Genomic DNA, 21051 nt, shown 5'->3' with positions numbered 1-21051 from the left:
ATGTTACCATCTATAATGTGCAAATGCTTTATTAGCTTCTGCCATTTTATGAACATCTTCTCTTTTTTTAACAGCCAATCCTTTATTTTTTATAGCATCATATAATTCATTAGCAAGACGAAGAGACATTGATTTATCAGATCTTTTTCTAGCAGCATATATGATCCATCTCATAGCTAAAGCATTTCTTCTTACTAATCTAACTTCTACTGGTACTTGATATGTAGATCCTCCAACTCTTCTAGATTTAACTTCAACTATTGGACGAACATTTTCAAGAGCAGTTTCAAAAGATTCTAAATGATTTTTTTTAGATTTTTTAATAAGAAAATCTAATGCATTATATGTAATAAATTCTGCAATAGATTTTTTTCCATTAATCATAAGAATATTAATAAATTTAGATAAAATCTCTGAACCAAATTTTGGATCTGGTAATATTTTTCTTTGACTAATAATTCGACGTCTAGGCATATATAATCTCCATTTATTAAAATATAGATGATTATATGTTAATTTTAAAAAAAATTAATATATTAAAATCTTAATATTATTAAATAATAATTTAAATTAAGTTTTTTGTTTTTTAACTCCATATTTAGAACGTCCATTTTTTCTATCTTTAACTCCAGAACAATCTAATGCACCTCTAATTGTATGATATCTAACTCCTGGTAAATCTTTAACTCTACCACCTCTAATTAATACAACAGAATGTTCTTGTAAATTATGTCCTTCTCCTCCAATATAAGATGTTACTTCAAATCCATTTGTTAAACGAACACGACAAACTTTTCTTAAAGCAGAGTTTGGTTTTTTTGGTGTAGTTGTATAAACTTTAATACAAACACCTCTTTTTTGAGGACATTTACCTAAAGCTGATACATTACTTTTAATAATTTTTGTTTTACGAGGTTTTCTTACAAGTTGATTTACAGTTGTCATAATAAGAAAATCCTTATATGTTTTTAAATGAATTAATTTAATTATTATTTAATATATTATAATTAATAATAAATAACAATTTATTATTAATTATAATATATTAAATAAATTTTATTAAAAATTTTTATTTTATATTTTTAATATATTATAAATATAATTTATTTTAAATTTTAATATAATTATTGTTTGATTTTTTATTTTATAAAAATTTTATATATTTATACAAATATTAAAATATTATAAATTTAATTAAAAAAATTAAAATAAAAAAATTAATTATTAATTATTTTATTAACTTGACTTATAGATAATCTATTCATTAAAAATTTAAAAGGTTTAATTTTATGATTAAATAATGGATTTTTAATATTATTCCATGATAATTCTATATTTAAAAATTTTTCTACTCGTATTGATAAAGATGGAACTATAGGTTTTAAATAAATCATTAAAACTTTAAAAAAATTAATACCCATAGAACAAACATTTTGTAATTTTTTTTTATTTTTTTTATTTTTTAATATCCATGGTTTTTTTTCATCAATATATTTATTAGCAATATCTGATAATTCTATTACTTTTTTTATTACAGAACTAAATTCTCTAGAATTAAATAATCTTTTTACATCATATGATGAATTAATAAAAAAATCATATAAAATTGGATCACTTAATTCATTTGAAAGATAACAAGAAAATTCTTTTTCAATAAATTTAGAACATCTTGAAGCAAGATTAACAATTTTATTAATTATATGAACATTTATACATTCAACAAAATTTTTTACATTAAAATCAATATCATTAATTTTTGAAGATAATTTTGATGCAAAATAATATCTTAAATAATCAGGATCTAAATGTACTAAATAAGTACTTGCTTTTATAAAAGTACCTTTTGATTTAGACATTTTTTTTCCATTTATTGTTAAATAACCATGAACAAATAAATTTGTTGGAGTTTTAAAATTACTTCCTTTTAATAAAGCAGGCCAAAATAAACAATGAAAATAAATTATATCTTTTCCAATAAAATGATATATTTCATTTTTTGAATCTTTATTCCAAAAATCTTTAAATTTAATATTTTTCTCTTTATTACATAAATTTTTAAATGTTCCCATATATCCAATTGGTGCATCTAACCATACATAAAAATATTTTTTTATTGTTCCTGGTATTTCAAATCCAAAATAAGGATCATCTCTAGAGATATCCCAAGATTTTAATCCAGAAATAAACCATTCTTTTATTTTATTAATTACTTCTTTTTGTAAATTATTAGAATTTATCCATTTATATAAAAAATTTTTCATTTTTGGTAAATTAAAAAAGAAATGTTTAGAATTTCTAATAATTGGTATTGAATTAGATAATATTGATTTTGGATTAATTAAATTAATTGAATCATAAACAGCACTACAAATTTCACAATTATCTCCATATTGATTAATAGAAAAACATTTAGGACAAGTTCCTTTAACATATCTATCAGGTAAAAAAATTGATATTTTTTTATCATATAATTGAGAAATATTTTTAATATTAATTAATTTTTTTTTTCTTAATCTATTAAAAATTAAATTACATAAAACAAGATTTTCTTTACTATGAGTTGAATAATAATTATTATAACTAATATTAAATTTTAAAAAATCTTTTTTATGTTCTTTATTTATTTTTTTAATCATAGATTCAATATTTATTTTTAATTTTTTTGCTTTAATCATAATAGGTGTTCCATGTGCATCATCAGCACAAATAAAATATACTATATTTCCTTGCATTCTCTGATATCTAACCCATATATCTGCTTGAATATGTTCAAGCATATGACCTAAATGAATAGGTCCATTAGCATATGGTAAAGCACATGTTACTAAAATTTTTTTATTTTTATTTATCATAAAATTTTATTAATTAATTATTTACATTTTATATATAATTTTAATTAAAAATATTTAATTCTTTAATATTTTAATAAAATTAATAAATTCATAATAATTTACATTTTATAAATAAAATTATTTAGAATCTTTTGTAAGAGATATATTTATTGATGGATATATAATACCAATTTTATGAATATCTAAAGATATTTTAATATTTTCTAATAAATCAAATTTTGCATTTTGTAATTCATTTCTAGGAACCCAAGCTCTTATTATAAAATCAATAGATGTAGGTCTTAATCCACTTAATCTTACTGTGGTTCCCATTTCTTTAATTATTCTTGTATCTTTTAATAAAAGATTATTAACTACTTTTTTAATTAAATTAAAATCAGTGTTATAATTAACACTAATTGTTATATCTAATAATCTATTAGGTTCTGCAAAAAAATTTGTAATATTACCAGAAATAATTTTACTGTTAGGAACAATAATAATTTTTCCATCATAAGTTCTTAAAGTAGTTGAAAATAATTGTACAACCATTACTGTACCAGATGTACCTCCAAAATCAACATAATCTCCAGCATGAAAATGACGAAATGTAACAAGTAAAACACCAGCAGCAAAATTTGATAAAGATCCTTGTAATGCTAATCCTACAGCTAAACCAGCAGCTCCTATAACTGCAATTATTGAAGAAGTTTGAACTCCTAAACAATTTAAAAATGCAATAATAGTAAAAATAAGACTACCATAATGAAAAATTGTAGAAATAAAATTTGTAACTGTTATATCTATATTTCTTGATTTCATTACTTTATTTAATGATCTTGAAATAATTTTTGAAAGAAATATTCCAGAAAAAAGTATAATAATTGCAATAATCATATTTATAACATATTGAATTAATAATTGTTGATGTCCTGTAAGCCAATTACTAACATGATTAATTTCATTAATTACACTTAATTTTTTCACATTTATTTTACTCATTAAATTATTTAATTATAAATATATAATATTTTTATAAAAATAATTTTTTATTTTATATATAAATTATTTTAATAAATTTTTATTTTTTTAAAATAAAAAATTTTATATTTAATTATTATAATATTTTCATAAAAAAATAATCTTTAAAAATTAAAATATATTTTTATATAAATTAATTTTTTAAAATTTTTTATAAAAATTTTAAAAAAAAATTAATTATATATATTTTTTTATATAAAATAAATTTATTTTTAATAATAAAATAAATTTTTTTTATAAAACATTAATTGAATTAAGATTTTTAAATATTTTTTCTAAATATTTTTTTAATGAAATTTGACCTTCTCTTAACCATACACGTGGATCATAATATTTTTTATTTGGATTATTATTTCCAAAAGGATTTCCTAATTGATTTTTTAAAAATTTATGATTTTTTTTAAAATATTTTTTAACACCTTTAAAAGTAGCCCATTGAATATCTGTATCAAAATTTATTTTAATTATTCCATATTTTAAAGATTCTTGAATTTCTTTTAATTTTGTACCAGATCCTCCATGAAAAACTAAATTAAGAGAATTATTTGGAAGATTAAATTTTTTAGAAATATATTTTTGAGATTTTTTTAAAATTTTAGGGGTTAGTTTAACATTTCCTGGTTTATATACTCCATGTATATTACCAAATGATGCAGCTATAATAAGATTTGAACTAATATTATTTAATTTTTTATATGCATAAGCAACATCTTTTGGGTGAGTATAAAGTAAAGATCTTGAAATATTTATATTATCAATTCCATCTTCTTCACCTCCAGTACATCCTAATTCTATTTCTAAAGTCATATCTATCTGACTTAAACGAGATAAATATTTTGCACTAATTTTAATATTATTTTCAATTGTTTCTTTAGAAAGATCTATCATATGAGAAGAAAAAAGTGGTTTTCCTGTAGAAAAATAATGTTTTTCACCTTCAATAATTAATGAATCAATCCATGGAAGCATATTCTTATCACAATGATCAGTATGAAGTATTACTGGTATTCCATAATATTTTGCTATATTATGTACATGAAATGCTCCTGAAATAGCACCTAATATAGATGATTTATGTTGTTTATTATTTAAACCTAAACCAGAAATAAATGAAGATCCTCCATATGAAAATTGTATAATAACTGGAGATTGCATTTTTTTAGCTGTTTCTAATACAGCATTAATTGAATCAATACCTATACAATTAATTGCAGGTAAAGCAAATTTATTTTTTTTTGCAAAATTAAATATTGTTTGAACATCATTTCCTGAAATTACACCTGGTTTAACTAAATTTAAAATTTTACACATATTCTCATTCCTTTATGAGATTTAAAAGATAATTAATTATTATTTTATTTTTTTAAAAAAAATTACTAATTTATATTATTAGTAATTATTTTAATTTATTTTTTAAAATTGATAATATAGGTAATTCTTTTTTTTCTAAAAATTCAATAAAAGCTCCACCTCCAGTAGAAATATAAGAAATTTCTTTTTTTATATTTAATAAATCTATAGCTGAAATTGTATCTCCTCCTCCTGCAATAGAAAAAGCTTTACTTTTTGCAATAGAAAATCCAATAGTTTCTGTTCCTTTTCTAAAATTAGAAAATTCAAAAACTCCAACTGGACCATTCCATAATATTGTTTTAGCATTTATTAAAATTTTTGAAAATTCTTCACAAGATTTATCTCCTAAATCTAATATTTGTTCATTATCTTTAATATTTTCAATAGATTTTAATTTTGCATAAGAATTTTCAGAAAATTCAGTAGATACTTTTACATCTTTTGGTAAAAGTATATTTCCATATTTATATAAATTTTTAGCTTCTAACATTAAATCAGCTTCATAAAGAGAATTTCCAATGTTATAACCTTGAGATGCAAGTAATGTATTAGCAATTCCACCACCTACAATTAATATATCTGACATTTTAGCTAAAGAATTTAAAACAGTTAATTTAGTAGATACTTTTGATCCACCTACTACAGAAACCATTGGTCTTTTAGGATTATCAAGTGCTTTTGTTATTTCTTTTATTTCTTTGCATAATAAAGGACCAGCACATGATATTGAAGAAAATTTTGCTACAGAATTTGTAGAAGCATGTGATCTATGTAAAGATCCAAAAGCATCCATTACAAAAATATCACATAATTTAGAATATTTTTTTCCTAGTTTATCATCATTTTTTTTTTCACCTTTATTAAATCTAACATTTTCAAGTAATACAACTTCTCCTGAATTTATTTTAAATCCATTAATATAATCTTTTACAAAACGAATAGGATGATTTAATATTTTTTTTAAATATTTTGCTATTGGATATAATGATAAGTTTGAATTATATTCTCCTTCTATTGGTCGACCTAAATGTGAAGCAATTAAAACAGTTGCTTTTTGTTCTATTGCAAATTTAATTGCTGGTAAAGATGATGTAATTCTCATAAAAGATGTAATTTTTTTATCTTTCAAAGGTACATTTAAATCTGATCTAATTAATACACGTTTATTAAATAAATTTAAATCTGTCATTTTAATTAAATTCATAAAACAATTTCCTATTATTAGAATTAAAAAATTTATATTAAATAATATATAATATATATATAAAATTAAATTTTAAATATGAAAATATTTATTTTTAATAAAAATATATTTTAAAATTATTTATTATAATTTTTATTTTTAAAATAAAAATATTTATTTTTATTTTAAAATAATTATTTATTAAATTTAATAATTTTTTAAATTTTAAAAAAAATTCAAAAAAATTTAATTTTATTAAAGTTTAATATATTATTTAATATCAATTTTAATAAAACTTTTTACCAATTGATCAATAGATTTTATTTGACTTAAAAAAGATTCTAATTTTTTTATTGGTAAAGCTGAAGGACCATCACATTTTGCTTCATTAGGATTAAAATGTGATTCAATAAAAATACCAGATATAATAACAGCAATACCAGCTCTAGCTAAATCACATATTTTGTCTCTTCTACCATATGAAACTTTTCCGAATGGATCTCTTGTTTGCAAGGAATGTGTTACATCCAATAATATTGGACATCCACCAGATAATTCACTCATTGTATGAAGACCTAAAATATCTACTATTAAATTATCATAACCAAAAGAACTTCCTCTTTCACATAAAATAATTTTATTATTACCAAATGCTCTACATTTTTCAACAATATTTATTATTTGAGTAGGATTCATAAATTGAGGTTTTTTTATATTAATAACAGAACCTGTTTTTGAAACTGATTTTATTAAATCTGTTTGTCTTGCTAAAAAAGCTGGAATTTGAATAACATCTACAAAATTAGATATAATTTTTGCTTGTTCTTCATTATGTACATCTGTCATTATTTTAACATTAAATTCTGATTTAAGTTTTTCAAATATTTTTATTCCTTTTTTTAATCCTGGACCTCTATAAGATTTAATAGATGATCTATTTGCTTTATCAAAAGAAGCTTTAAAAATATATGGAATATTAAGTTTTTTAGTTATATTAATATAATATTCACAAATTTTCATAGATGTATTTAAAGATTCTAATACATTCATACCTCCAAATAATACAAATGGTAATGAATTACTAATTTTAATATTACCTATTTTTACTACTAATTGTTTCATATTTATTTCCTTAAATAAAATATTAAATATAAATAATATTATAATATTTAATTTTAAAATATTTATATAAAATAAATTAATTATTTTTTAAAAAATAATTGTATAATTAAAAATATATATTTTATATATATTAAATATATTATTATTATTTTATATAATAAAAGTATCTTAACTATACAATTATATATTGTATTATGATATAATTTAAAAAATATAAATTTTAAAAAAAATTAATTTAATAAATAAAATATATATAATATATAAATTTATAAAATATTTTAAAATTTTTAAAAATAAAATTAATTATATTTTTAAAAAAATTTATTTTATTTTAAATAATAAATAATTAAAAATATTATAATTTTAATAGATTATTATGAAATTTATTCTAAAAAAAAAAAATCGTTCTGAAAGTTCAAAAAGATGGTTAAAAAACCATATTAATGATTTTTATTTTCGTAAAAAAAAAATAAAAAAATTACGTTCAAGAGCATGGTTTAAACTTGAACAAATACAAAAAAAAGATCAAATAATTAAACCTAATATGAATATTATAGAATTAGGTTCTTCTCCAGGTGGATGGTCACAATATATAATAAATAAAATAGGAAAAAATGGATTATTAATATCTTCTGATATTTTACCAATTAAACCTATAAAAAAAGTAATTTTTTTTCAAGGAGATATTTTAAAAAAATCTTTTGTAAATTTTTTGATAAAAAAAATAAATAATAAAAAAATTAATTTAATTGTATCAGATATGTCACCAAATATGAGTGGAATACCTGAAATAGATGTTCCAAAATCAATTATATTAGCAAATATATCTTTTAATTTATCTAAAAAAATTTTATTTAATGGAGGAAATTTTTTAGTTAAAATATTACAAGGAAGTGGTTCTGAAGAATTTATAAAAAAAATAAAATCATTTTTTTTTAAAATAAAAATTCGTAAACCTGATGCATCTTCATCTAGATCTCGTGAAATATATATTTTAGCATTAGGAAAAAAATAAATAAATTATAAAAAATTTCTTAAACATAGTAATAATATGAGGTTAATATCTTGAGTGATATGGCAAAAAATCTAATTCTCTGGTTAATTATTGTAGTGATTTTTATGTCATTTATGCAGAGTTTTGGATATAAAAACTCTAATAATCATAAGATAGCTTATTCTACATTTATATATGAATTAAATAATAATCAAATAGAAGAAGCTCAAATTTATAAAGATAAAATTACTGTTTTTAAAAAAAATGGTAGAAAGTATATTACTACTATTCCTATGCATGATAATAAATTATTAGATATTCTTTTAGAAAAAAAAGTTAAAATATTAGGAGCAAAACCAGAAGATCCTAGTATATTTACATCAATTTTTATATCTTGGTTTCCAATGATTTTATTAATTGGAGTTTGGATATTTTTTATGAAACAAATACAAGGAAATGGAAAAGGAGCTATGTCTTTTGGAAAAAGCAAAGCTAGAATGTTATCTGAAGATAAAATAAAAATAACTTTTTCTGATGTAGCTGGTTGTGATGAAGCTAAAGAAGAAGTAAAAGAATTAGTAGAATATTTAAGAGAACCTATAAAATTTCAAAAATTAGGTGGAAAAATTCCTAAAGGAATATTAATGATAGGACCCCCAGGAACAGGAAAAACTCTTTTAGCAAAAGCTATTGCTGGAGAAGCAAAGGTTCCATTTTTCTCTATTTCAGGATCAGATTTTGTAGAAATGTTTGTAGGTGTTGGAGCTTCACGAGTAAGAGATATGTTTAATCAAGCAAAAAATACAGCTCCATGTATAATATTTATTGATGAAATTGATGCTGTTGGTAGACAAAGAGGATCTGGTTTAGGTGGTGGACATGATGAGCGTGAACAAACATTAAATCAAATGTTAGTAGAAATGGATGGATTTGAAGAAAATGAAAGTGTTATAGTTATTGCTGCAACAAATCGTCCAGATGTTTTAGATCCTGCTTTATTAAGATCTGGAAGATTTGATAGACAAGTTATAGTAGATTTACCAGATATTATAGGAAGAGAAAAAATACTTAAAATACATATGAAAAAAGTACCAATTTCAAAAGATGTAAATGCTTTATTAATTGCAAGAGGTACACCTGGTTTTTCTGGTGCTGATTTGTCTAATTTAGTTAATGAAGCAGCACTTTATGCTGCTAAAAATAACAAACGTTTAGTATCTATGAATGAATTTGAAAAAGCTAAAGATAAAGTTATAATGGGAACAGAAAGAAGATCTATGGTAATAACTGATGAACAAAAAGAATGTACAGCTTATCATGAAGCAGGTCATGTTATTGTTGGTCGTTTAGTACCTGAACATGATCCAGTACATAAAGTTACTATTATACCTAGAGGAAGAGCCTTAGGTATAACTTTTTTTATTCCTAAAAATGATATAATAAGTATTAGTCGTCAAAAATTAGAAAGTCAAATTTCTACATTATATGGAGGAAGATTAGCAGAAGAAATAATATATGGATTAAAAAAAATATCTACTGGTTCTTCTAATGATATAAAAATAGCAACATCTATTGCAAGAAATATGGTTACTAAATGGGGTTTTTCTGAAAAATTAGGACCTCTTTTATATACAGAAGAAGAAAGTGAAATATTTATTAATAAATCATTATCAAAAAATAAAAATATATCTAATGAAACATCATGTTTAATAGATAAAGAAATTAAAAATATTATTGAAAAAAATTATTTACGTGCTAAAAAATTATTAATAAAAAATATAAAAATATTACATTCTATGAAAGATGCTTTAATAAAGTATGAAACATTAGATTCAATTCAAATTGATAAATTAATGAATAATAATATATCAAAAAATTTTAAAAAAATAATTAAAAAATCAAAAAAAGAAAATAATAAAAAAATAAAAAAATAAAATTATTAATAAATTAAATTAATAAAAAAATAATTTTTATATTTTAAATTAAAATTTTAATAAAAATATAAATTTTATATATAAAATTTATATTTTTATAATAAAATGCGCTCTACAGGATTCGAACCTGTGACCTACGGCTTAGAAGGCAGTTGCTCTATCCAACTGAGCTAAGAGCGCTTATTAAATATACATAATATATGTATTTATTATTGAAAATATTTTTTTTTTAAATTATACTAAAATAAATATAAAAAAACAAACTATTTATTATTTTAATAAAAAATAAAAATAAATTAAAAATATTTTATATAAAAATTATATATTATATAATTTTTTTTAAAATTAATATATTTTGGAGGAATGACCGAGTGGTTTAAGGTACCAGTCTTGAAAACTGGCAAAGGAATAAAAAAACCTTTCGTGAGTTCGAATCTCACTTCCTCCGTTATAAAATTTTTTAAAATAAATTATTTTTAAAATTTTTTTATTTAAATTAAAAATTTTAGTTATTTTAATAATTTATTAAAAATTATTTTATTATTTGATAATATAATTAAAATATATAAAAATAATATTTTATATAAATAAATTTATTAAATTAAGAAAAAATTTTTTATAAAAGAAATTAATATTTAAATTTTAAAATAAATAAATATTTTAATATCAATTATTATTATATTTTAAATTTTATTAAAAAATAAAAAATTTTATATTATTTAAATTTAAATATTTAAAAAAATAAATAAACTATTAAAATATTAAAAAATTATAAAATTAATTTTATTTTAAAAAAATATATTTTATTTATACATATAAAAAAAATTAAATTAAATAATTTTAAAAAATTATTTATTTAATTAAATTTAATTAATTTATATAAAAATTTTTTTAAAATTTATTAAAAATAAATTTAATAAATTAAATTTTATTAATTAATTTTAATATTATAATTATGTTAATAATATATTTTTTAAGTAAATATATTAAAATAGTATTAATAATAATATAAAATATATTATTAATTATAAAATATTTTAATAAATTTATTATATATATAATTTTTAAAAAAAATAAATTTATTAAAAAATATATTTAAAATAAATCATTTATTGAAAAATAATTTAAAAAATTATTTAAAAAATTTTTAATAAAAATAAAAAAATTTATAATTATTAATTATAAATAAATATTAAATTTTAAATTAAAATATATAAAATATTAAATAATAATTTAAAATATTAATAAAAAAATCAATAATATTAAAATTTATTAATTATAATAAATTATTAATAAATGAATTTTTTAAAAAAATATTAATAATATAAATAATAATTTTTTTATAAAAATTATATTAAAAAATATATAAAATGAAAATTTTTTGTATATATTTTATATTAAATAAATTTTTTAAATATTAAATTTAACCCATATAGGAGCATGATCAGAAGGTTTATTCATTTCTCTAATAGAATAATCTATATCAGAATAATTTATATATTTATATAAATTATTAGATACTAAAAATAAATCAATACGAAGTCCTTTATTTTTTATAAATCCATTAGAACGATAATCAAACCAAGAATATTTGTTTTTAATAAATGGATGTATTTTTCTATATACATCAATAAATCCTAAAGAAAATAATTTATTTATCCATTTTCTTTCTTTTGGAAGAAAAGAACATTTTCCAGAATTTAACCAATTAATATAATTTTTTTTTCCTATACCTATATCTAAGTTACTTGGAGCAATATTCATATCTCCCATAATAATACAAAAAGATTCATTAAAACAATTATTATTAATATAATTATTAATTTTTTTATAAAATATTTTTTTTTTTGAGAATTTTATAATATTATTACAATTTTCTCCTTGAGGAACATAACAATTAATTATAGTAATAATTCCTTTAGAAGTCATTAATTTTAATATAATAATTCTTTTTTCTGAATTTTTATTATCAGTAATAAATCCTTTTTGTATAAAAATAGGTTTTTCTTTACAAAGAAATGCAACTCCATAATATTTTTTTTGACCATAAAAATATACATAATATTTATAATTATTTAAAATAAAATTTAATGGAAACATACTATCATCTACTTTAGTTTCTTGAAGTCCAATAACATCTGGATTATATTTATTAATAATAGCATCAAGTTGATGTAAATGAGCTCTTAAACCATTAATATTAAAAGAAATAAATATCATTTATATAAATATCCTATTAAAATATAATATATATAATTAATAATATATATTATAATTATTTTAATTAAAATTAATTTTTATTTGCTTGAATTGATGTTAATGCTATAGTATAAATTATATCTTTTATTGAAGCACCTCTAGATAAATCATTAACAGGTTGTTTCATGCCTTGTAATATAGGACCTATAGCAATTATATTAGATGTTCTTTGAACAGCTTTATAAGTAGTATTTCCAGTATTTAAATCAGGAAAAATAAATACTGTTGCTTTTCCAGCAACTGGTGAATTAGGAGCTTTTAATTTTGCAACTTTTTTTGATATAGCTGCATCATATTGTAATGGTCCATCAATAATTAAATCAGGACGTTTTTTTTTTGCTATTATTGTTGCTTCATATACTTTATCTACTTCTTTACCAAATCCAGAGTTTTTTGTTGAATATGAAATCATAGCTATTTTAGGATTAATTCCAAAAAGTTTTGCAGAATCTGAAGATTGTATTGCAATTTCAGCTAATTGTTCTGCATTAGGATTAGTATTAATAGCACAATCTCCATATATTAATATTTTATCAGGAAATAACATAAAAAAAATTGATGATACTAATTTAGTATTAGCAGAAGTTTTAATTATTTGTAATGGTGGTCTTAATGTATCTGCAGTACTACTTGAAATTCCTGATACTAATCCATCTACTAATTTTTTTTTTAAAATTAAAGTAGATAAAACAATATTTTTTTTTATTTCTTTTTTAGCTATTTTTTCTGTCATTCCTTTATCTTTTCTTAATTTAATAAGTTGAGAAATATAATTTTTTTGTATATTTATTGGATTAATAATTTCTATATTTTTAGAAAATTCTATTTTATTTTTTAAAAATTTTTTAATGATTTTTTTAGGATTTCCCATTAAAACACAATGAGCAATATTATTTTTTCCACAAATTGAAGATGCTTTTATTATTCTTATATCTTCTCCTTCTGGAAGAATAATTTTTTTATTTAATTTTTTAGATTTTTCAGTTATATAAGAACGAAATAAAAAAGAAGATAATTTATTATTTTTTTTATTTTTATTATTAATTAATAATTTTAAAGAATTAGAAAAATTAATATAAGAAGATATATAATTTATAACTTTATTTAATCTATAATCATTATATAATTCTAATGATATATTAAAATTTTTTAATTTTATTAATGTATTTATAAAGTTTATCTTTACAGAAAAAATAGGTAATCCTAATTTAATAGATTTTTTACATATTTTATATATATTTTTATCAAAATTAAAATTATTAGTTAAAATAATAGAACTTATTTTAATTCCATTTATTTCAGATAAACATGCAAGCATTAAATCTTTTAAGCAATTTTTAGAAGCTATTAATATAGAATTTTTTAAAATATTATCTATATTTAATAAAATATTTTTTTTATAATAAATTATTGATTTTATTTTACGATTATCCATTTTTCCTTTATGTATAATTTTTGCATTAAGATAATTAGATATATCTATAGGTTTAGGATAAGATATTTTATTATTCCAAGGAATTAAATTTATTTTAGGTAAAGAATATTTTTTAGATAATTTTTTATAATCAACATAAAAACATTTATTTTCATTTATATTTTTTTTTGAAAAAAAATTTATATAATTATTTTTATTTTTTACATAAAACATTTTATTTAGAATTGTTCCAAAAATATTATTTGATTTATTTTTTAAATATTTTTCTAAACTTAATTTAATTTTATTTTTATATTTTATATAATATTTATTATTTATTTCAATTATAAAAATAATATTTGCATTACATGATGATGCTATATCATAATTAATTTTATTAATATATTTATATTCATTATTAAAACATAATCCTTTAATAAAAATTAAATCTGTGTTTTTCATATTTATATAACATTTTGAAACAATATTTTCTATTAAATCATTTTTTTTATTAGATTTTAATAAAGATTCTGCATATTTTATAGAAAATGAATCTATTGATGATATATTAGATTTTTTTTTGAAAAGATATTTTGTTATATCTAAATAATTTTTTGATAAATTTTCATTTTTAATAGGTTGAAAAAACTTTAAAGATAAATTTTCTTTTTCTATTTTATTTAAAATACTTAAAATTATACTTGAAAATCCAATTTTTGATCCAATAGGAATAAACATAATTATTTTAGACACAAAAACTCCTATAATTATATGATTTTAATATATATTTTTTATAAAATTTTATTAATTAAATAATTAAACGTAAAGTTTCTTTAGCTATCATTATTTCTTCATCAGTAGAAATTACAATTGCAATACGACTTTTATCAGTAGTAATTATTCCATTTTTTTTAGAATTAGTTATTAAATTTTTTTCTTTATCTATTTTAAATCCAAGTATTTTTAATTTTTTTAATGTTAATAAACGAACCATAGAAGAATTTTCACCAATACCTCCAGTAAATATAAGAGCATCTATTTTATTTTTCATAAGAACACTATATGAACCTATATATTTAGATAATCTATAACAATATATATCTATAGCACGTTTAAAAATTTTATTATTAAAATAATTATTTTCTATATATTTTAAATCACTAGTAATATTTGTTAAACCTAATAAACCAGATTTTTTTGTTAATAAAATTTCAATTTCATTTATTGACATGTTTAATTTTTTATTTAAATAAAAAATAATAGATGGATCAATATCACCACTTCTTGTACCCATAACTAATCCTTCTAATGGTGTAAGACCCATAGATGTATCTATACAAATTCCATTTTTAATTGCACTTATTGATCCTCCATTTCCTAAATGACAACTAATAAAATTACTTTTTTTTAAAGATTTTTTTAAAATTTTTGAAGCTTGATATATAACATAATTATGACTAATTCCATGGGCACCATAACGACGTATTCCATGTTTTTTATACATTAAATATGGAATAGCATAAAGATATGATATTTTTGGCATATTTTTATAAAAATTAGTATCAAATACAGCAACTTGTTTATTGGATAAATTAGGGAATAATTTTTTAGTTTCATAAATTCCAATTAAATGAGATGGATTATGAAGTGGTGCAAATATTATAGAATCTTTAATTTTTTTTAAAACTTCATTATTAATAATTATTGATTTATTTAAATTTATTCCTCCATGAACTATACGATGTCCTATTCCTATAATTTTTTTAAAAATTTTTTTATTTTTTTTTAAAATATTATTAATAATAAAAATTAATGCTTCCTTATGAGAACTTTTAGATTTTAAAAAAACTTTATTAATAGAAGTATTATGAAATTTCCATTTAATACATGAATTTTTTATATTTAAACATTCAGCAATACCTGAAATATATTTTATATTTTTTTTAGGATCTATAATAACAAATTTTATAGATGAACTACCACAGTTTAAAACTAATATTAATTGATTAATCATAAATTATTAACTCTTTGATTTAATTTAATTAAATTAAAAAATATTTTTTATAAAAACTATTAATTTAATAAATTTATATAAAATAATTTTTATTAAAATTTTTTATATTTAATAAAAATTTATAAAATATTTATTTTATATATAAAAATATTTATAATTAAATAATTATTTAATTTAAATAAATTAATAATATTAATTATAATATTTATTATATATAATAAATAATTTAAAAAACTTAAAATACATATATAAAAATATTAATATTAATCAAATACATTTTAATTATTAAATTTTAAATATTTATATAAAATTTTTAATAAAATAATTTATTTATATTTTTTAAAAATTTTTTTTACTATGTTTAAATCTTCTTTTGTATCTACACTAATCCCAGAATATTTATTTGTAATAGTTACATGTATTTTTTTTCCATATTTTAATACTCTTAATTGTTCAAGAGATTCAATTTTTTCTAAAAAACTTTCTGGCCAACTTAAATATTTTTTAATAAATCCAGCAGTATAAGCATATATTCCAATATGTCTAAAAATATTTTTTTTTATTTCATTTTTATAATTTTTAAAAAAATTTTTTTTATTATTTATAAATGGAATAGAAGAACGAGAAAAATATATAGCATAATTATTAATATCAGTAATTAATTTAATTATATTAAAATTATTCATTTCTTTTTCACTAACTATAGGAACTGCTAATGTTTCTATACTAGGATTTAATTTAATAAAATTAAAAATTACTTTATTAATAAGTTCAGGTAAAATTAATGGTTCATCTCCTTGAACATTAATAATTATTTGATCATTTTTAAAATTAAGTTTTTTAATAATTTCTGAAATTCTTTCAGTTCCAGATTTATGAATATTACTTGTTAAAAAAACTTCTCCATATGCTTTTTTAACTACTTGATATATTTTATAATCATCTGTTGCTATTATAACTCTATTTGCTTTAGAAGAAATAACTTTTTCCATAACATGTAAAATCATAGGTTTTCCATTAATAATTTTTAATGGTTTTCCTGGTAATCTACTAGATAAAAAACGAGCAGGAATAATTGCAATAAAGTCCATTAGTTTTCTCATGAAATATAATTTTAAAAATTAATATATTTTATTTAAAAAATTAAATATTAAAATTTTAAATAAATTAATTTTAAATAAATTAATATATTTATATATTAAATAATAATTTTTAATATTTTTTAATTTTTTTTTTAAAAATTAAAATATTTTTATATAAAAATTTAATATATAATTTTTTTATGAAAATATTTATAATATAAAATTTAATTAAAATATAAAAAATATTATTTTTTATATTTTTTTATAATATTTTCAATTGATAAAATAAGTTTTTTTGAATCTTTTTTTTTAAAAGTAGCTTCTACAGGAAGATACCACCATGATATATCAGCAAATTTATAACATTTTATTGCATCTTTTTCAGTCATTAATAAATTTTCTCCAAATTTTGTTAAAGATTTTAACATTTTTTTATTATAATTTTTATGATTAGGAAATATTATTTTTTTTTTAGGGGTTAATCCTAAAATTTTTATTGTTTCAAAAAAACGATTTGGAAAACCAATTCCTGCAATAGCTATAACAGATTTTAATTTTTTTATACAAGATTTTTTTCCTGTTAATAAATTTATAGCTAATTTAGGTTTAAGATACATTGTTAATTCTTTTTTTTTATTATTAAAATAATTATTAATTATTATTTGATCAACATTTTTTAATCTACTAATATTTTCTCTTAATGGTCCTGCAGGAATACAACATCCATTACCAAAACGCTCTTTACCATCAATAACAATCCATTCTAAATCTCTTTCAAGAGAATAATGTTGTAAACCATCATCAGATATAATTATATCTAAATTTTTTTTTATTAATATAGGAATTGCTTTAATTCTTTTAGGAGAAACTATTACAGGAACTTTTGTACGTTTCCATATTAGTAATGCTTCATCTCCACATTGATAAACATTAGTTTTATCATTTATTATCAATGGATAATTATTATATTTACCTTTATATCCTCTAGTAACTACTCCAACTTTCCATTTATTAATTTTTAATTGTTTTATTAACCATAAAACTAATGGAGTTTTTCCATTTCCACCACAAGTAATATTTCCTACTATTAAAATTGGTATAGAAAATTTATATTTTTTAAAAAATCCATATGAATAAGCTAAAAATCTAATTTTAAAAAATAATTTATATATCCATGATAATGGTAATAAAATTAAATATAAAAAATATTTTCCTGACCAAATATTATAAATAATTTTATGAATAATAATTGTTATGTAATTTAGCATATAAACCATCTTTTTTAATTAAAATTTTATGAGAACCATATTCAATAATTTTTCCATCTTCAATAACTAATATTTTATCAGCTTTTTCAATAGTAGATAATCTATGAGCAATTATTATTAAAGTACGTTTTTTTTTCATTTTTTCAAGAGCTTTTTGTATAGCTCTTTCTGATTCAATATCTAAAGAAGAAGTAGCTTCATCTAAAACTAAAATTGGACAATCTCTAAGTATTGCACGAGCAATAGCAATACGTTGACGTTGTCCACCAGACATAAGAATTCCATTTTCTCCAATCATAGTATCTAAACCATTTGTCATTTTTTTAATAAAATCCATGGCATATGCAAGTTTAGCAGCAGTTTTTATTGCTTTACGTGAATAAAAATTTTTACGAGCATAAGCAATATTATTTGCAATAGTATCATTAAATAAATATATATTTTGAGAAACTACTGCTATTTGTTTTCTTAATGATTTAAGTGTATATTCTTTTATATTAAGACCATCTAATAATATTTTTCCATTTTGAACATCATAAAATCTAGTTAATAAGTTTATTATTGTAGATTTACCTGAACCAGATTTTCCAACTAATGCTATTGTTTTATTTTTTGGAATTTTAAAACATATATTTTTTAATGACATAATATTTTTTCCAGGATAAGAAAACATAACATTTTTAAAATGTATATTTCCTTTAGCCCTTATAACATTTATTGTTCCTTTATCTTGTTCTTTTTCCATATCTAATATTGAAAATAAAGTTTGACATGCTGCCATACCTTTTTGAAATTGTGCATTAACATTAGTTAATGATTTTAATGGACGCATTAAAGAAAAGATTGAAGTAAAAACTACAGTAATTGTTCCAGTGGTCAATGTTTTCATAACAAATGGAAAAGTTGCTATATATAAAATAAAAATTAATGATAACGAAGAAATAAATTGAATTAATGGATCTGAAATAGACCACGTTGCTACCATTTTTATATTTTGTTGTCTCATTCGATTACTAATATGATAAAAACGTTCGTTTTCTACTTTTTGTCCTCCAAATATTAATACTTCTTTATGTCCTTTTAACATTTGCTCAACACTTGTAGTAACTTGTCCCATAATATTTTGCATTTTTTTACTAATTTTTCTAAATCTTTTAGATATTAATTTAATTGATATAGTAACTAAAGGAATAATAAAAATTAATATTAATGATAATTTCCAACTATGATAAAACATCATATAAAATAAACTAATTATTGAAGATCCTTCTCTAATAATAGTTATCATTGATCCAGATGAAGAGGAAGCAACTTGTTCAGAATCATAAGTAATTCTAGATAATAATGTTCCAGTAGAATTTTCATCAAAAAAAGATACAGGCATATCCATTATATGATTAAATAAAGTACTTCTTATACGCATAACAACTTTACCAGAAACCCATGAAATGCAATAACTTGAAATAAATCCACTAAATCCTTTTATAATCATTAATATAGTAATAAAAATTGGCATCCAAAAAAGAACATAATTATTAGATTTACCAAATCCTTCATCTAAAAGAGGCTGAAGAAGTGATAACATAAATGTATCTGCAATAGCATTAAAAATTAAAGATATAATTGAGATTATTAAACCAAATTTAAATGGATTTATAATTGGCCATAATCTACGAAAAGTTTTAAAAGTAGAATTTTTTTTTTTAAACATAAAATTATAAATGCCATAATTAATATTATAATAAATTTATTAAAATTTAATAAAATTAAAATTATATATTATATTTATTTTAAATAAAAATATTATTAAATTATTATACATATAAATTAATTCTAATTAAAAAAATTTTATATTTTATAAATCTATAATTAAACTTATATTAATAATATTTTTTAAAATAAATTTTATAATTTATTTTTTTTATTATTAATTAATATTTTTATATAAATTTTATTTTTTTATTATTAAATAATAATATTTTTTATTTTATAAAATTAATTTAAATTAAATATTAATAATTTTATTTATATAAAAAAACTAAATATAATTAATATTAAATAATAATAAATAAAAATGATAATTAAAATTATATTTATTAAAAAAAATATATAATTTTTTATATAAAAATTTTATTATATTTTATATTATTTTTTTAATTTTAATTATTTTATAAATTATTAAAATATTTATATATAGTAATTAAAATTATATTTATTAAAAAAATTTTATTTATAATGGAATAATAATTTTAATTTTTTAAATAATTTTTTTATTTAAAACATTTATATAAATATAAATTAATAAATAAAAATATATTTTAATTTTTATTAGAAATAAATATTTAAATAATAATTAATATGATAAAATTATTTATAATATATTTTATATATTAATAAATATTAATTAATAAATTAAAATAATTTATATTTATATAAATATTAATTACTTATTTAAAAAATAAATTATATAATTAATCATATAATTTTAAAAAATATTTAAAATAAAAAATATAAAATTAAATGAATAAATTACATATTTATTAATTTATAATAAAC

At 17.9% G+C, this 21051-nt stretch carries 14 protein-coding genes, 2 tRNA genes and 1 pseudogene; 3 read left to right on the top strand and 14 right to left on the bottom strand.

Annotated elements, in window-relative coordinates:
- Positions 1 to 3: 3 nt before the first annotated feature.
- The 7 genes and pseudogenes from rpsG to kdsA form a co-directional block, all read right to left on the bottom strand.
- Positions 4 to 474: a 30S ribosomal protein S7 gene (rpsG, locus tag AB4W47_RS00805; RefSeq protein ID WP_367670742.1), complete on the bottom strand. Its 471-nt coding sequence runs from the start codon at positions 472 to 474 to the stop codon at positions 4 to 6.
- Between the two features lie 96 nt (positions 475 to 570).
- Complete coding sequence (gene rpsL, locus AB4W47_RS00800) at positions 571 to 945, bottom strand: 30S ribosomal protein S12 (protein ID WP_367670741.1); 375 nt, start codon at positions 943 to 945, stop codon at positions 571 to 573.
- Between the two features lie 281 nt (positions 946 to 1226).
- Positions 1227 to 2852, bottom strand: a pseudogene (gene metG / locus AB4W47_RS00795) (methionine--tRNA ligase); the annotation flags it as partial.
- Between the two features lie 117 nt (positions 2853 to 2969).
- Positions 2970 to 3818 carry a mechanosensitive ion channel domain-containing protein gene (locus AB4W47_RS00790; RefSeq protein WP_367670740.1) on the bottom strand — a complete coding sequence of 283 codons (849 nt, stop codon included), beginning with the start codon at positions 3816 to 3818 and terminating at the stop codon, positions 2970 to 2972.
- Between the two features lie 288 nt (positions 3819 to 4106).
- Positions 4107 to 5183 carry a class II fructose-bisphosphate aldolase gene (fbaA, locus tag AB4W47_RS00785; RefSeq protein WP_367670739.1) on the bottom strand — a complete coding sequence of 359 codons (1077 nt, stop codon included), beginning with the start codon at positions 5181 to 5183 and terminating at the stop codon, positions 4107 to 4109.
- Between the two features lie 85 nt (positions 5184 to 5268).
- Positions 5269 to 6429 (bottom strand): phosphoglycerate kinase, encoded by a 1161-nt coding sequence (locus tag AB4W47_RS00780; RefSeq protein ID WP_367670738.1) that lies wholly within the window; start codon positions 6427 to 6429, stop codon positions 5269 to 5271.
- Between the two features lie 249 nt (positions 6430 to 6678).
- Positions 6679 to 7530, bottom strand: a complete 852-nt coding sequence (gene kdsA / locus AB4W47_RS00775; protein WP_367670737.1) for a 3-deoxy-8-phosphooctulonate synthase — start codon at positions 7528 to 7530, stop codon at positions 6679 to 6681.
- A gap of 376 nt (positions 7531 to 7906) precedes the next feature.
- On the opposite strand from kdsA, the gene AB4W47_RS00770 reads away from it, so the two are divergent.
- Positions 7907 to 8545, top strand: a complete 639-nt coding sequence (locus AB4W47_RS00770; RefSeq protein ID WP_367670736.1) for an RlmE family RNA methyltransferase — start codon at positions 7907 to 7909, stop codon at positions 8543 to 8545.
- A 50-nt stretch (positions 8546 to 8595) separates the two neighbouring features.
- The gene (ftsH, locus tag AB4W47_RS00765) at positions 8596 to 10458 is read left to right on the top strand and encodes an ATP-dependent zinc metalloprotease FtsH (protein ID WP_367670735.1); all 1863 of its coding nucleotides are present in this window, start codon (positions 8596 to 8598) and stop codon (positions 10456 to 10458) included.
- 106 nt (positions 10459 to 10564) lie between these two features.
- Here the strand turns inward: ftsH and AB4W47_RS00760 are convergent.
- Positions 10565 to 10638, bottom strand: a tRNA-Arg gene (locus AB4W47_RS00760).
- Positions 10639 to 10815: 177 nt separating this feature from the next.
- Between AB4W47_RS00760 and AB4W47_RS00755 the strand changes: the two genes are divergently transcribed.
- Positions 10816 to 10906 (top strand) — tRNA-Ser (locus AB4W47_RS00755).
- 962 nt (positions 10907 to 11868) lie between these two features.
- Here the strand turns inward: AB4W47_RS00755 and xthA are convergent.
- The 6 genes from xthA to msbA form a co-directional block, all read right to left on the bottom strand.
- Positions 11869 to 12678: an exodeoxyribonuclease III gene (gene xthA / locus AB4W47_RS00750; protein WP_367670734.1), complete on the bottom strand. Its 810-nt coding sequence runs from the start codon at positions 12676 to 12678 to the stop codon at positions 11869 to 11871.
- Between the two features lie 70 nt (positions 12679 to 12748).
- Positions 12749 to 14884: a phosphate acetyltransferase gene (pta, locus tag AB4W47_RS00745; RefSeq protein WP_367670733.1), complete on the bottom strand. Its 2136-nt coding sequence runs from the start codon at positions 14882 to 14884 to the stop codon at positions 12749 to 12751.
- A gap of 55 nt (positions 14885 to 14939) precedes the next feature.
- On the bottom strand, positions 14940 to 16145 hold the full coding sequence (locus AB4W47_RS00740; protein ID WP_367670732.1) for an acetate kinase: 1206 nt from the start codon (positions 16143 to 16145) through the stop codon (positions 14940 to 14942).
- 326 nt (positions 16146 to 16471) lie between these two features.
- The gene (gene kdsB, locus AB4W47_RS00735; RefSeq protein WP_367670731.1) at positions 16472 to 17236 is read right to left on the bottom strand and encodes a 3-deoxy-manno-octulosonate cytidylyltransferase; all 765 of its coding nucleotides are present in this window, start codon (positions 17234 to 17236) and stop codon (positions 16472 to 16474) included.
- Between the two features lie 236 nt (positions 17237 to 17472).
- A complete protein-coding gene (gene lpxK, locus AB4W47_RS00730) occupies positions 17473 to 18495 on the bottom strand; it encodes a tetraacyldisaccharide 4'-kinase (RefSeq protein ID WP_367670730.1) in 1023 nt (340 codons plus the stop codon).
- Positions 18464 to 20206: a lipid A ABC transporter ATP-binding protein/permease MsbA gene (gene msbA / locus AB4W47_RS00725; protein WP_367670729.1), complete on the bottom strand. Its 1743-nt coding sequence runs from the start codon at positions 20204 to 20206 to the stop codon at positions 18464 to 18466. Before msbA ends, lpxK begins: the two co-directional genes overlap by 32 nt.
- Positions 20207 to 21051: the final 845 nt, after the last annotated feature.

It is taken from the genome of Sodalis-like secondary symbiont of Drepanosiphum platanoidis (assembly GCF_964059955.1).
In the GTDB taxonomy this organism is placed as follows: domain Bacteria; phylum Pseudomonadota; class Gammaproteobacteria; order Enterobacterales; family Enterobacteriaceae.
The sequence above is the reverse complement of the archived record's forward strand: the minus strand, read 5'-3'. Positions and strand labels throughout refer to the sequence as shown.

Coding starts and splice junctions, on each gene's coding strand:
- rpsG (WP_367670742.1), bottom strand. CDS start 474: ATGCCTAGACGTCGAATTATTAGTCAAAGAAAAATATTACCAGATCCA.
- rpsL (WP_367670741.1), bottom strand. CDS start 945: ATGACAACTGTAAATCAACTTGTAAGAAAACCTCGTAAAACAAAAATT.
- fbaA (WP_367670739.1), bottom strand. CDS start 5,183: ATGTGTAAAATTTTAAATTTAGTTAAACCAGGTGTAATTTCAGGAAAT.
- AB4W47_RS00780 (WP_367670738.1), bottom strand. CDS start 6,429: ATGAATTTAATTAAAATGACAGATTTAAATTTATTTAATAAACGTGTA.
- kdsA (WP_367670737.1), bottom strand. CDS start 7,530: ATGAAACAATTAGTAGTAAAAATAGGTAATATTAAAATTAGTAATTCA.
- AB4W47_RS00770 (WP_367670736.1), top strand. CDS start 7,907: ATGAAATTTATTCTAAAAAAAAAAAATCGTTCTGAAAGTTCAAAAAGA.
- xthA (WP_367670734.1), bottom strand. CDS start 12,678: ATGATATTTATTTCTTTTAATATTAATGGTTTAAGAGCTCATTTACAT.
- AB4W47_RS00740 (WP_367670732.1), bottom strand. CDS start 16,145: ATGATTAATCAATTAATATTAGTTTTAAACTGTGGTAGTTCATCTATA.
- kdsB (WP_367670731.1), bottom strand. CDS start 17,236: ATGGACTTTATTGCAATTATTCCTGCTCGTTTTTTATCTAGTAGATTA.
- lpxK (WP_367670730.1), bottom strand. CDS start 18,495: ATGCTAAATTACATAACAATTATTATTCATAAAATTATTTATAATATT.
- msbA (WP_367670729.1), bottom strand. CDS start 20,206: ATGTTTAAAAAAAAAAATTCTACTTTTAAAACTTTTCGTAGATTATGG.